The sequence below is a fragment of the Vibrio glycogenivorans genome (assembly GCF_051660965.1).
GTDB lineage: Bacteria > Pseudomonadota > Gammaproteobacteria > Enterobacterales > Vibrionaceae > Vibrio.
In genome coordinates, this window is the sequence record NZ_JBPVIS010000015.1 from 44,976 (window position 1) to 58,478 (window position 13,503).

Annotated in this window: 15 protein-coding genes; 6 read left to right on the forward strand and 9 right to left on the reverse strand. The window is 47.0% G+C overall.

What is annotated here, in order from left to right:
• The first annotated feature begins 218 nt into the window (after positions 1–218).
• The 3 genes from ACSTTG_RS21020 to ACSTTG_RS21030 are packed head-to-tail and all read left to right on the forward strand — an operon-like array spanning position 219 to position 3,042.
• Entirely contained in the window at positions 219–1,250 is a 1,032-nt protein-coding gene (locus ACSTTG_RS21020; RefSeq protein ID WP_438476168.1) for a succinylglutamate desuccinylase, read from the forward strand.
• A gap of 54 nt (positions 1,251–1,304) precedes the next feature.
• Positions 1,305–2,300, forward strand: a complete 996-nt coding sequence (gene btuC / locus ACSTTG_RS21025) for a vitamin B12 ABC transporter permease BtuC (RefSeq protein WP_438459317.1) — start codon at positions 1,305–1,307, stop codon at positions 2,298–2,300.
• Complete coding sequence (locus ACSTTG_RS21030) at positions 2,287–3,042, forward strand: ATP-binding cassette domain-containing protein (protein ID WP_438476169.1); 756 nt, start codon at positions 2,287–2,289, stop codon at positions 3,040–3,042. The genes btuC and ACSTTG_RS21030 overlap by 14 nt, the downstream gene beginning before the upstream one ends.
• 276 nt (positions 3,043–3,318) lie before the next feature.
• On the opposite strand, the gene ACSTTG_RS21035 is transcribed toward ACSTTG_RS21030, so the two are convergent.
• The 4 genes from ACSTTG_RS21035 to ACSTTG_RS21050 all read right to left on the reverse strand — a co-directional run bounded on the left by ACSTTG_RS21035 (position 3,319) and on the right by ACSTTG_RS21050 (position 7,435).
• On the reverse strand, positions 3,319–3,894 hold the full coding sequence (locus ACSTTG_RS21035; protein ID WP_438459319.1) for a nucleoside triphosphate pyrophosphohydrolase family protein: 576 nt from the start codon (positions 3,892–3,894) through the stop codon (positions 3,319–3,321).
• Positions 3,895–3,995: 101 nt separating this feature from the next.
• Complete coding sequence (locus ACSTTG_RS21040; RefSeq protein WP_438476170.1) at positions 3,996–4,985, reverse strand: DUF3080 family protein; 990 nt, start codon at positions 4,983–4,985, stop codon at positions 3,996–3,998.
• Between the two features lie 275 nt (positions 4,986–5,260).
• Positions 5,261–5,767, reverse strand: a complete 507-nt coding sequence (locus ACSTTG_RS21045; protein WP_438476171.1) for an outer membrane beta-barrel protein — start codon at positions 5,765–5,767, stop codon at positions 5,261–5,263.
• 297 nt (positions 5,768–6,064) lie between these two features.
• Complete coding sequence (locus ACSTTG_RS21050; RefSeq protein ID WP_438476173.1) at positions 6,065–7,435, reverse strand: MATE family efflux transporter; 1,371 nt, start codon at positions 7,433–7,435, stop codon at positions 6,065–6,067.
• A 105-nt stretch (positions 7,436–7,540) separates the two neighbouring features.
• On the opposite strand from ACSTTG_RS21050, the gene ACSTTG_RS21055 reads away from it, so the two are divergent.
• The gene (locus ACSTTG_RS21055; protein ID WP_438459323.1) at positions 7,541–8,155 is read left to right on the forward strand and encodes a riboflavin synthase subunit alpha; all 615 of its coding nucleotides are present in this window, start codon (positions 7,541–7,543) and stop codon (positions 8,153–8,155) included.
• Between the two features lie 126 nt (positions 8,156–8,281).
• On the opposite strand, the gene ACSTTG_RS21060 is transcribed toward ACSTTG_RS21055, so the two are convergent.
• The 3 genes from ACSTTG_RS21060 to ACSTTG_RS21070 form a co-directional block, all read right to left on the reverse strand.
• Positions 8,282–8,518, reverse strand: a complete 237-nt coding sequence (locus tag ACSTTG_RS21060; RefSeq protein ID WP_438459324.1) for a hypothetical protein — start codon at positions 8,516–8,518, stop codon at positions 8,282–8,284.
• Positions 8,519–9,266: 748 nt separating this feature from the next.
• Entirely contained in the window at positions 9,267–9,470 is a 204-nt protein-coding gene (locus ACSTTG_RS21065) for a CPXCG motif-containing cysteine-rich protein (RefSeq protein ID WP_438459325.1), read from the reverse strand.
• Between the two features lie 154 nt (positions 9,471–9,624).
• The gene (locus ACSTTG_RS21070; protein WP_438476175.1) at positions 9,625–10,494 is read right to left on the reverse strand and encodes a fructosamine kinase family protein; all 870 of its coding nucleotides are present in this window, start codon (positions 10,492–10,494) and stop codon (positions 9,625–9,627) included.
• A 398-nt stretch (positions 10,495–10,892) separates the two neighbouring features.
• On the opposite strand from ACSTTG_RS21070, the gene ACSTTG_RS21075 reads away from it, so the two are divergent.
• Positions 10,893–11,237, forward strand: a complete 345-nt coding sequence (locus ACSTTG_RS21075; RefSeq protein WP_438459327.1) for a DUF3802 family protein — start codon at positions 10,893–10,895, stop codon at positions 11,235–11,237.
• Positions 11,238–11,349: 112 nt separating this feature from the next.
• Here the strand turns inward: ACSTTG_RS21075 and ACSTTG_RS21080 are convergent, their stop codons facing one another.
• Positions 11,350–11,820 (reverse strand): NlpC/P60 family protein, encoded by a 471-nt coding sequence (locus ACSTTG_RS21080; RefSeq protein ID WP_438476177.1) that lies wholly within the window; start codon positions 11,818–11,820, stop codon positions 11,350–11,352.
• 4 nt (positions 11,821–11,824) lie between these two features.
• Positions 11,825–12,610, reverse strand: coding sequence for a sterol desaturase family protein (locus ACSTTG_RS21085; protein WP_438476179.1), 786 nt, complete (start codon positions 12,608–12,610; stop codon positions 11,825–11,827).
• 90 nt (positions 12,611–12,700) lie between these two features.
• Between ACSTTG_RS21085 and ACSTTG_RS21090 the strand changes: the two genes are divergently transcribed.
• Positions 12,701–13,438: a tRNA-uridine aminocarboxypropyltransferase gene (locus tag ACSTTG_RS21090; protein WP_438476181.1), complete on the forward strand. Its 738-nt coding sequence runs from the start codon at positions 12,701–12,703 to the stop codon at positions 13,436–13,438.
• The last annotated feature ends 65 nt before the right edge of the window (positions 13,439–13,503 follow it).

Consider the following 13,503-nt stretch of genomic DNA (forward strand, 5'->3'; position numbering starts at 1 on the left):
ATAGTTGCCGCATTGATAACCACTCGCCTTAAGATCGGCGCTTAACGTCACAAAACCGGAAAAATCATGTTAGGATGTCGCTAGTTATCGAACAATAGCGTATATGATGTGCGCCTACGATCGTATTTCGACGCGATAATTCGGTTATCATGGAGAAACGATAGAGGCACTGAATACGACGGTTCAGCCAACTGGTGCGTAAGGTCAAGGAGTAATACATGGCATCATCACCATTTCAGCAATCCTTTTTACAAGATACACTGGATTTAGCGACCCCATTTAAACCACAGCAGTTCGTGGCAGCAAATGGCACAACGCTGAAATTGCTCCAACGTGGTGTTGTTGAATGTGTTCCCGCCGACTTTGACCCAGAGGTTGGCAAACACATCGTTGTGTCTACAGGTATCCACGGTGACGAAACGGCACCGATGGAACTTATCGACAAAATCGTCGAAGATATCGCTACTGGCTTCCAGGCCATTAAACAGCGCACGCTGTTTATCATTGCTCATCCAGAAGCAACGATATTGCATCAGCGCTGCGTCGACGAGAATCTCAATCGCTTGTTTGACAACAAGACCAGACCAAGTAGCACGGAATCGCAGATTGCTGACAATCTTAAGGCACTTATCGGCGAATTCTTTGCTGACACTGTGCCAAGCAATCGCTGGCACCTTGATTTGCATTGCGCGATCCGCCTGTCTAAGCACTATTCGTTTGCCGTGAGTCCGAGATCACGCCACGCTACGCGCAGCAAAGCACTGTTTGATTTTGTTGAGCTGTGTCATGTGGAAGCGGTACTGTTGTCTAACGCGCCCTCGAGCACCTTTAGTTGGTACAGTGCTGAAAAGTTTGCCGCGCAAGCGATGACCATCGAGCTTGGTCAGGTGGCGAGAATTGGCGAGAACCAACTGGATAAGCTCGTGGCATTCGATATGACGTTGCGCGATCTTATTGCCGATGCGCCATCAGAACACCACCCTCGTCGAGTAGTGCATTACCGAGTCAGTCGAACCATTGTTCGTATCAATCAAGATTTTGACTTCATGTTTGGTGATGATGTGGAGAACTTTACCGAGTTCAAACATGGTGAGGTGTTTGGTCATGATGGTGACAAGCCTCTAATGGCCAAGAATGAGGGGGAAGCCGTAGTATTCCCTAATCGTCATGTTGAGATTGGTCAACGCGCTGCGCTGATGGTGTGCTCTGTGCGCACACGCTATGATGCTGGCCAACTTGTCTATGATTAATTCATCCCTTAGGCTGATTATGCAAACCCCTGTTGTCACGGTATTGAAACGCTAATGGAACTGGAATCGATACTGGCTTGTGAGCGCGCGCGATGGCGACGCGCTTTTTTCGTTTTTGCCGCGCTATTAATTGTCGTCTCAGCACTCTATTTAGCGCTCGGTGAACTGACTATCTTCCCATTCTGGTCGATGAGCGATATTGAGCAGCAATTGCTGATCCAATTACGCCTCCCAAGACTGCTGTCTGCGCTGATGATTGGCGCATCCCTTGCCGTTGCAGGGGCCGTGTTGCAAACCTTATTGGCTAACCCATTAGCTGAGCCAGGCATCATTGGCATTTCTGGTGGGGCAAGCCTGGCGATGGTCGTGGTGCTATTTGGCGTGCCTTGGGCCGCTACAACATTTGGCTTAATGGTCGCGGCTTTCGTTGGCGCGCTATCGTTTACCGCTTTATTGGTGTTTATCGCGCGTCGATTGAACCTCAACACACCTAGGTTATTGTTGGTTGGGGTTGCGCTCGGAATAATGTCCAGTGCACTGGTTACCTGGGCCTTTTACTTCAGTGACGATATGAATTTACGTCAACTGCTTTACTGGTTGATGGGCAATCTGGCCGGTAATCAGTGGTATCAACTGGGTCTGGTATTGGTCGTGTTACCGACGCTGACTTGGATTGGCTTACAGTCCGCCAAACTGGATAAACTGATGCTTGGGGAAAGCCATGCGCGTCAACTGGGCCTTAACCTCGATGCTCTGCGCATGACGATGATCATCGCGGCGTCGCTGTTAGTTGGCAGTGCAGTTGCGCTTGGTGGGATCATTGGCTTTGTAGGACTGGTAGTCCCTCATTTAATTCGTCTATGGTTTGGCTATGATCACCGCTACCTTGTCCCTATGAGTGCCATGGCCGGGGCGAGCCTTGTCGCGCTGGCTGACCTAATTGCGCGATTGGCGCTGAGCTCAGGTGAGCTACCCGTTGGCGTTGTAACCACCACACTGGGGGCACCGGTGTTTATTTGGATGCTGATACGTAACCATGATTACCGTTAAAGATATCGCGATAGACCATCGCTTACTTCCAACCAGCTTTCAGATTGAAGCGGGTGAGGTGGTGCATTTAGTCGGCCCCAATGGCAGCGGTAAAAGCAGCTTGATAGCGGCGCTGGCGGGCGAGCTTGTGTATAAGGGAGAGGTTTACTTGCAGGGTCGCCTTTTCGAGCGTCAAGCGAATGAGCAGCAGGCGAGCATCAGAAGCTATCTTGCTCAATCTGGTCGTCCCGCCTTTAATGTGCCGGTCTACAAGTATCTCGATGTTTCCGTCCCTAAATGGGTGGATAAACACGATGATTGCTTTAAGCGTACCTTCACGATGCTGATTGAGCTTTTTGCCCTAACAACCAAGTTGCGTAAATCGGTGCATCAACTCTCTGGTGGTGAGTGGCAACGAGTGAGAATTGTCGCCACATGCCTGCAGATCTGGCCAGATTACAACCCGCATGCCCAATTCGCTCTGCTCGATGAGCCAAGTGCCGCCTTGGATGTCAGCTTTGAAGGCAAACTTCATCAGTTGATAAGACAGCTGGCTGACAAGGGGCTGGCTGTGATTGTGGCGAATCATGATCTGAATCGAACCTTGCGCCATGCCGATAAAGTGATGATGCTCGATCAGGGGGTGATGCGAGGTTTTGGCCCGGTTGCCGACACCCTGTTAGCCCACCGAGTAGAGGCAATCTATCAAACCCCAGTGACGCTAGGCTGTGTCAATGGTCAAGCGCTGTTTGTGTTTGATTAGTGCGCCATTCTAGGGCGTTTTGAGAGTTTTTGGGGCATCAACTTGGTCACAGTATCGACTGGGCTTGACCTTAAATATTGAACATCCCAATCTAAAGCTATGATTTATAAAGATTATATAGAATATGCCCTAAAGATGGTGATCTTGGCACAGAGATAGCTAGATAAGAAGGGATACATTCTCGTTCTTATCTTTATTAAGCTTAACGTTAGCAGAGGCCACCAGAAATGGTGGCCATTTTTTTGTCTCGACCTGGAAGCCGAATAAGGAAGAGGCCTATTTGGTTAGCGGCGCAAGATCAGCAGCGCGGTAGTAAACGGACTTGAGTACTTTACCACGACGAATCGTCTTCTCTGCCGTGACCACATCCTCAGCGCACTTAGCGATAATGTAATCACCATTCACGACAGCTTGCAGGGCAATGCCTTGCTTAGCATAGTGCGCCTCGGTGTCAGCAAACTCTTTTTCATTGCGACACACCTTGCTCATGTTACTTGAGTGAACCTCATCCCAGCATGGAACGAAATCAATCGCTAGGTTACTAGCAACATTCAGCAGCAAGTCGATGATATAGGTAATAGACAGGTTATTTTCAATGTTGCTGTGACCCAAATGAACCAATCGACCCATCAATACATAGACGCTGTCTACGATAGCATCCGCTTGCTCAGTTTTATCAGGCGCTTGAGCTAACTCGGTTAACTCTTCAATGATAAGAGAGGTGTGCAGCGTATCGGCTTGCTCATCAAGGGTGTCAGGCTGAGCGACAGGCAAATCAAATGTGGTACGAAACTCAGTAATGTCTCGGTACAGGTGATTAAATAGGTCTGGCGTCAGTTTAGAAAGGTGCATAGGTCACTTTACTTATGGTTATTTACAAAGAGTGCCATGATAACAGACCTATAGGCAGGATGTCATGATGTGAGGTACTTAGCTCATTGATGGCTGCGAAGTTAGCTTGTTGCTGCCTCGCAGCGTCGTGAAAGCGTTTGCCATTGCGTCACATGCTCAATGACTTTACTCTGAAACTCATCGTGTACACTCTCGAGATCAAGCTGGTAACTCAGCTGTAGCGAGCTCAGAAACTGAGTGTACTCAGAGAGTTGATAGTACAGCTGATTGAGATCAGCAAGGTAGGGCTGAATGGTCTGAATATACTGTTGATTGAGGACATTGTTGAGATAACGATACTGGGTGCTGTCGACCCCTTGTCCACAGCGAACCGTATCGAGATTTTGCGTCAAAAACAGGTTTATCGCCGATAAATAGTGACTGGCGTTCGACATTGAGTAGACCAGATTTCCAACCAGCGCTTGTTTTTCAAGTACCTCTTGATGAGGAACGAGCTCAGGTATCACCGCCCACTCCTGCATGTAGGAGCCTTGAAATGCCGCCGTGAGGGCTTCAAAGGCGTCAACCACAGGCGCGCTATTATGCATGTCACCCTCAGCTAGCCATTCAACACCGGTCAATTGGCGGCGTATGGCTTGAGATGACCAGATAAGATTAGAGAAGTGCACACTCGTCAGCTCAAGAGTTTTTACCTCAATCGCCTCAGTCAGTGCCCGATTGATTTCAGGTTCAAACTGCTGCTCGTTGAGACACTGCTTAGCGAGTTGAACAAAACTAACGTGATAGTCATACCTTCTAAAGGGATCGGCCACTTTGCCTAAAATCGAGTTGCGCTCGGCAATTAACTGGAATAAACCACACTGTCTCAATTGATAACTATCGAGCAGTCCAAGGTAGAGTGGAGAAGGCTCACGATAAAGGTCTCTGGTATCAGGGAGAGAGATAAGCAAGGGCTCAGGTAATGAAAGAGGCTCGACATCCAATACATTCGACAAGCGCACAATGTAGCGCTCAAACATGCTTTCTTGCTGCTGACGACAGCCGCCCAGTAGAGATAGGCAAATGATGACGACTATAGGTAGTTTACTCACTCGTGTGCTGCCCTTAATTGGTTATAAAAACTCTAAAGGTATGATGCTGATTAGTTTAAAAATAGACTAACTTAGCCACACTAGTGATGCTTAATGAAATCAGTACAGTTACAGTGTCACCTAATTTGGCTAAGTTGGAATGTTGCATGAGCGAGTAGGACGTGGGGCTGCTTGATTTACACCGTAAATTCACACACCAATATAAGTGAAATTCGCGATTTAGCTGGGCATGGTTGAGTTAAGATCAAGGCAGCCGAAATCGTGAAAATAGGCTTTTAAAAGCCAAAACCAAGCGTTAAAGCCGCTTGCTCAAGTTCAAGATCACTGCGATTAAACTGCATGTTGAGATAATCTTTCCTTGCCTCTATAAATGCCGATAAGTAATTGATTCTTAGGCCAAATCCATAATAAGGCCCCAGATCGTCATAGTCAGACTCATCATAGTAAAAGAGTCCACTGGCGATAAAAGGTTTGAAAGAGACGGAACCGATTGACAATGGATAGCCAATATCAGCCCCAATCTTGATAGTGTCTGTTGCCAGTTGGTTTTTTTTGGCTTGCTCTAGCGAGCCATGAATTCCGATCAATCGATTGAAATCATAGCTGTATTCAACCTTAAAGCCATCACCTTGGACCTGCTGTTTATCTTGGTTTGAACTGGAAAAGGTAAAGTCAGCACGAGTTTTGCCGATCGCTAGACGATGGTGGTGTTCCAAGTCAGGCAGAGCATAAAGACATGACGGGATACTGGCTAGAAATGCAATTAGAGCCCAATTTTTCATATACTTATGTTTGATTGGTACATTTAGATACCAACATAACCAATTCGGACGCGAAAGAAAAGGCACTTGCAGTGCAAGTAAAAAGATACTGCTAGGTGGGACATATTATGGACGGGTTAACTATCGAAATTTGCAAGTCTCGTCACTGTATATTAATGATTGCTTATCTGGAGTGGTCAATCATACAGTTAGAGTGACGGCGTCACATTGATGTGTGAATTAAATTGATGTGGGAATTAACAAGAGGCCCCCGGAGAGTGATTTACTTCGAGGAACCTCTAAGCCTCTCATTACAGTTTAGGATTCGACAAACGCTAATTGGCGATCGTCAGGTTGGCGGTGAATCCACATCAACCTAACGGCGAGTAGCAGTGCCGCACAGGAAAGGCCAACGATAAACCCAATCCAGAAACCATAGGCCCCCATAGGCTCAACGATCCAATCGGTCAGACCGAGTATATAGCCGGTCGGAAAGCCAAGTACCCAATAAGCGGTAAAGGTGCAGTAGAAGATTGCCTGCATGTCTTTGTATCCCCGTAGGGCGCCAGCCGCAATCACTTGAATAGTGTCAGTCACTTGATAAATGGCAGCAAACAAAAGAAGTTGCATAGCGACACGAATAACCTCACGGTTATCGGTATAGAGCAGTGCAATATGCTCGCGTAATAGTACGGTTAGGATCGCCGTGACAATGGCGGTGGCCACGCCGACAATCAGGCCAACATGAGAGGCGATGCGTGCCCCCTCGACACTATGCTCACCAAGCATATGACCCACTCTGATGCTCACCGCAGCACCGATACTCATCGGTAACATAAACACCATCGATGAGAAGTTCATTGCGACTTGGTGTGAGGCAACCACAAGCGAGCCGAGTGGGGCGAGTAAGATTGAAACCACGGCAAACAGCGTCACCTCGAAGAATATAGCGGCTGCGACAGGGAAGCCAAGGCTAAATAGGCGTTTGATCTCTCGCCAATCCGGCTTATGCCAAACAGCAAATAGGGCGACGCTGGCAAAGCGTTTGGTGGTGGCAACATAGCCAAGCTGGATAAGAAACATAACCCAATAGACAATGGCGGTGGCCACGCCACATCCGACACCACCAAGCGCCGGGGCACCAAATTTACCGTAGACAAAGATCCAGTTGAGGGGGATGTTAATCAGCAAGCCAATAAAGCCGATGATCATTGCCGGCTTGGTGTATGACATCCCATCGGTAAAGCTGCGCAGGGTCTGAAACAAAAGATACGCCGGTACGGCAAATATCACCGCCGTCATATAGCCGTTGGTTTTCTCGGCCATCGCGGCCTCAACGTCCATCCAGTCGAGGATACGTTGACTTTGCAGCAAGACCAGGATAATCGGGATAGCCACCAACAAGCTTAAATAGCCTCCCTGATGAATTTCCTTGGCAATTTTGCTTCTTCGACCAGAGCCATTGAGCTGAGCCACAACGGGTACCAAGGCCAATAACAGCCCAACACCAAAAAGAATTGAGGGCAACCAGATACTTGCAGCGATAGAAACCGCCGCCATATCAATAGCGCTAACGCCACCGGCCATCACGGTATCGACGAAACTCATGCTGGTTTGAGCGACAGAAGCGATCAACACGGGGCTAGCTAACTTGATCAGCCTGATGGCCTCTTGTTTATATCGGTACAAAGGAACTCCCCAATCACTTGGATTGTTATTGGTCAGAAAAAGGCGGTTGGCGGAATCATAAAGAAATGTCACACTGAGTGCCAGTAAAGCTTACAGGAGAATAAGATGTTTACCGGTATTGTGCTAGGTACGGCTGAAGTCGTTGATATTGCGAAGAAAGAAAATTTCCAAACTCATACCTTACGCTTGAGTGGCTCCATGGCAGAGAACCTTCAAATTGGGGCTTCGGTTGCTCACAATGGGTGTTGTTTAACCGTGACTAATATCAATGGTGATCTTGTCTCGTTCGACTTGATGCAAGAAACACTCAAAGTCACTAACCTAGGTCTGCTCAGTGTTGGTGACCGTGTCAATATTGAGCGTGCTGCGCGTTTTGGAGACGAGATTGGCGGGCATAGTATGTCTGGGCATATCAACGGGGTGACAGCGATTGTAGCGCGTGATGAGAGCGCCAATAACGTGACCTTGTGGTTCGAGGTTGAAGAAAGCCATAGCAAATATATTTTAGAAAAGGGTTACATTGGCCTTGATGGTTGCTCACTAACCATTGGTGAGGTGAAAGAGAACCGGTTTTGCGTCCACTTGATCCCCGAGACCCTACAAAGAACGCTTTTTGGTGAGAAAGTTGCTGGGGACAAGGTGAATTTGGAGATTGACCCCTCGACACAAGCGATTGTCGATACTGTTGAGAGACTGATGAATCAACGTCTGCCATCTTAGCAATAAAATGAGCAATTAAGTGGGTTGACACTTGAAGTCCTTGAGATGTTAAAGATCCACTCTACCGACGATGGAACACATCGGCAGGGTGGATCACACCAGGGCACTTTGTGTCCGAACAAGTCTTTAGGACTCTTCCTCTTCTTCAGCGATTTCACGTTGACGTAGGCAGTCAGTGACAAAAGTCATTCCGATGTATTCACCATCAACAAAGCAAGCGATCGTGGGTTCGCCTTCTGTCATATCGCCGAGACCCGAGGTATCGTACTCGTAGCCGCCGATGTCGTAACTACTTGCGTTTGCTGTAATAGCAAAACTAGTAGCAGCACATAGAACTAAAACGGTTTTGAATAGTTTGCTCATGGTATTCTCCCTTTATCTCAACCACTAGTTTTAGCAAATAAAAACAATGTAGTGATTGTCTACTTAACCTGTACAAATGATTAATTCTTAAAACTACAACTAAACTGTAGCACTATTTTTAATAAGCAACACCTTGCTTTACTTAACTTTACAGCACTATATACGAACCAGTCCAACATGGTATGACCCAAAAACCAACATATTAGTTGCTTGATAAATCTACTATTCATACTCGTATAACCTTTGGCCCATTACGGTCAGGCGATCAAATTAACCTAATTATTTTATGTTTAAGTTCAGTGCTTTATGTGTTGGGTGTTGGTCTGCACTAGTTTAGCATGTATAAGCTAAGCCAATAAGTCGAGTGGTAGATTATTATAAATTGTGCCGTTAAATGGGAAACTTTGTCAATTAGCTGTCAGCGTGTGACGAATTATGACTTTAATAGGTAAATTAACTATTTATATCAGAAATTGCAATCTCAATACTGAAAGCGACAATCTCAATATTGGTAATATAAGGCTAATTTCAGAATAAATATATTAAATGGCTATCGTCTTCACCTCGATACGAGCATTGCGAGTGGCAGATGACCGAGATTGACAAGTTGTATATATATCAACTTGGGACTAATGCCGTAGCCTGAAGGACTGCTTACCCTCAGGAAAATATACAAGCGCAAGAACTGCCTATTACACCTTCGACAATCTGGCCAAAAACAGGCACATAAAAAGGTTACACAAGCGTTCTAGAAAATCTGCTCATCATCAGCATCGGAACGGAGCTCGAGCGTATCATGAACTTCATCAACGACGACATTAATATGAATCGGGTGGCAACAGGCGGGGCAGTCATCATAAAACTCTTGATTGCCGTTAGAGGCGTCAACGGTAACACCGAATGAGTGATTACAATGGGGACACGTTATGCGTCGTTCAGTAAATGTTTGCATGAGAACTCCTTGCCTGCTTAGGTCAGACGCTATCAGCCGCAACAAGTAGGCTGCGGCGAAGAGCGTCTTTTCACCAAACCTGTACCAAGAGTTTAGTCGAGTAGCGTTAGAGTGACGAGTTCAAAATCTTACTTATAAGACGTATTTGGGTACATTAGTCCGCTCGCATGATTTTATCGATTAACTTCTGCGTTTGACTGAGGTAATCACCACCAAACAGATTGAGGTGATTAAGCAAGTGATACAGTTGATAGATTGGCTGCCGCTGAGGGTAAGACTTGTCGAGTTGCCACTCGTCGTTATAGCCTTGATAGAACCTTTGGTCGAACCCACCAAATAGCTCGGTCATGGCGATATCACACTCACGGTCCCCCCAATAGCAAGCTGGATCATACATGACAGGACCTGCAACACTCTGTGCGGCGTTACCATGCCACAAGTCACCATGTAGCAGTGAAGGGCGCGGATTGTGATGAAGTAACTTTTGATGGACAAGCTCTACAAACTCATCTAGGTCGACGATGTGAACACCTTTTTCTTTTAACAGTTGCAGTTGCCAGCCGATACGTTGTTCAGAAAAAAAGTGTGACCAATTTTTCATCCAGGTATTGGGTTGAAAGGTGGCGCCAATGAAGTTATCGACATCATAGCCATACTCTTTCTGCTCACCCCAACGGTGTAGCTGGGCAAGTTGGCTGCCAAACTCATAAGACCCACCGCAGCTATCGAGCGGTTTAAGCACGAGGTACTCTAGGATCAGCCAAGCGTGCTGCTTGCTGTGACCGACTGCAATTAAATCGGGGACTTGAACGGTATTTGAGGCTTGTAGCCGGTCGAGTTGTTCAGCCTCAAGCTGAAAGCGTTCGAGGTGGCTTTTATCGTTCACCTTGGCAAAAAAACGCTGCTCACCATCACCAAAAACGTAGGCTTGATTGATGTCGCCACCGGTGATCTTTTCGTGCTCCTTTATTACAAAAGGCGCCCCTAAACGCTCAGATATCGCTTGCTCGATCGCTCGCCACATAACTGCCACTCCTCACCTGACGCACAAGATTAACCCTAATTGTAGATGAATCGCATATTTAAGCTCAGAGTACCGTCACTTTTTTAAACAAATCAGCAATGTGAAAATTAAATTTTGAGCACTAGCGTCGGTAGGAGAGAGTGCTACATGCTTAAATTGTACGTAAGCTTTTAGCCATATAACCAAGCTAGAATGAAGCTGTATTTCACGGTTGAGGGTTACGAGAGCTGTCCGCAATCACCCCTCGACTCTCGCAGCACCGCGATCTCGCCTCTCGCCTCTCCCCACACGGAACAAGATTTACTTGATGTATGCTAGGTAGATACCTAATATAGAGCCTAACTTTACCTTTAATGTCTGGTTATCCAGATACTTACATCTCATTTTGGGAGCACAATGTGGTTGTAGAGACCGATGGCTACTTAGCCTTGATCGAGCATTTAACAATGAATCTGGACCTATTCTCTAACGCTTCGGGTGATATTGGTACGGAGAGTGTTGAAGAGGTTGTCACCGATCTGATTGCCTCTAATATCATGGCGCTTTTCGAACAGAACCCTGAGCTTCACTCAAGTGTTCGTTTCCAATTGTTGAAAGAGGCAGACTCTGTGGTGGCTGATCTCGGCGAGGTATTGGCAGGTGCTTGGCAAAAGGCCGCGACCAATGACCAAGTTACGTTTCTCGATGAGTATGTTGGACTGGTCAAAAACTTATTTGACACCGCGGTGGCGAAATACGATTAGGGCTACTAGCCACCTAAATCAGTACTCAAAAAACGTTAATCCTTAAGACCAACACGCCAAACGACATGGAATGGCGGCACAATCGCCATTCTGATCTCAACTATCTTTTCACTCAGTCATCAACGTCCGTCACCCGACGAAAATGCCAGAAACGACCTGCCCAGTAGGGGTTATCCAGGCGAGAGATGATCACGCCTTGTGAAGTCGAAGCGTGCAAGAACTGATTACCTTGTAAATAGATACCGACATGACGCAACTCGCGACCCGTTTTGAAAAAGACCAAATCACCTTGGCGTGCATTTTCGTACTCGATACGTTTACCCACCTGAGTTTGCTCATGTGTCGTTCGTGGTAGCGGCATCTGATGCAACTCGAGAAAAGCCTGCTGAACGAACGCAGAGCAGTCAATCCCGGCCTTGTTGTTGCCGCCTAATCGATAGGGAACCCCTTGCCACTGTTGATAAAAGTTGTGATAGGCCTTAGTAGTGACTTTCTCAGGTGACGTATCTTGTGAGGGTTTACTCGCACAAGCTGTTAGCGTGAGAACAATCAAGCAGTGCGCGAATAAGCTGAGTTTGGGCATGTTGTTAACGACTCCGAAAAGGTTGAGTGAGCATTTTGTCGATTCTTTGCTCGACTTGGGTCCTAAAGTTCATCGTCCCAATCTGCATATTAGAATGACCTAGACTGGGCTGTGGGATATAACTAGCAAATAGTCGGTCCCAAATTGACAGGAAAAAGCCATAATTCGCATTGCACTCGGTGCGAATGGTTGAATGATGAACACGATGCATATCTGGCGTGACCACAAAACCGCGTAGAATGCGATCAAGTTTGAGTGGCATACGAGCATTGCTGTGGTTGAACATGGCACTGCCATTTAGGATGATCTCAAACAGCACGACACCGAGAGCCGGCGCACCCAGAAGCGCAACTACGATCAGCTTAATCAACATCGATAGAATGATCTCTATTGGATGAAATCGTGCCCCCGTGGTGACATCAATGTCCTGATCGCTGTGATGCATACGATGCAGCTTCCATAGCATAGGGATCTGGTGAAAAAGCCGATGCTGCCAGTAAATAGCAAAATCAAGCACGAGAACTGTCAGTAACATCGAGAGCCACAAGGGTAGGCTGAGGATATTCAACAAGCCAATATCGGTTGCCGACAATTGATAGGCGAGATCGACGGCCAAAACGGGAAGCAGGAGCTTTAGCAATACGCTATTGAGCACAACCAAACTCAGATTGTTGCCCCAGCGGAGCCATTTTGGTTGTGATAACACCCGCCGTGGTTTACATTGCTCCCATACCGCACAGGCGATAAAGATACTAAAAAAGCACCCCAATCGCAGCACATCTGCATTCATCCGTTACTTTCCTTTTCTTTAGTTCACAGCACGTAACTCAATGTGTAAAATGCGCCTCGTTTTTATTGTTGTTAATGAGCCGCGTTTCCTATGAGAATACATGCCTTTCACCGATTGCGCGAAGAGCGCCTTAAGGCCTCAACTAAACCGTTTAATGCCCGTGGAGCGAAGGTCTCTCGCTGCTCATACTGTCTAGTGGCAGAGCATAATTGCCTGTGTGCCTATCAGCCCGACATCGACGCGCAGACCGCGGCGGTGATCATTGTGTCAGACAACGAGACCTTCAAGCCGAGTAATACCGGCCGCTTAATAGCTGATACGCTCAAACAGACCCATGTGTATCAATGGAATCGCACCGAGCCACAACCAGAGCTGTTAGCCTTGTTACAGGACTCGAATTACCTGCCATTCGTGGTTTTCCCTGACGAATACGTCGACGATCAGAGTCGCTTAACAACAAGCTGCCGACTGCATCAAACCGAGTCATCAAAAACGTTACTGCCGATCTTTTTGGATGGCAGTTGGCGTGAAGCGCGCAAAATGTTCCGCCGCTCGGATTACCTCGCGCATTTACCTGTTCTGTCTATCGAGCCTGAGCAAATCTCTGAGTACCTTATGCGCAGCTCCGAAAATGAGCAGCATCTCTCTACCGCAGAGGTCGCCGCAATGGTTCTCAATCAGTTAGGTGATGATAAGGCGGGAGAAGCACTCCAGGGCTGGTTTGAGTGTTTTCGTGAGACCTATATGTTGAGTAAAACACGTTATAAGTCCGATCCAAGTCGACCTGCGTTTAATCAGTGGAAGGAATTTTTCAATAACGAGAATTAACTCCCATTATTGAATGCCGAGTGATGAAGCTTTATTCAAACGGCATCAAATCGGGAAATAATTCG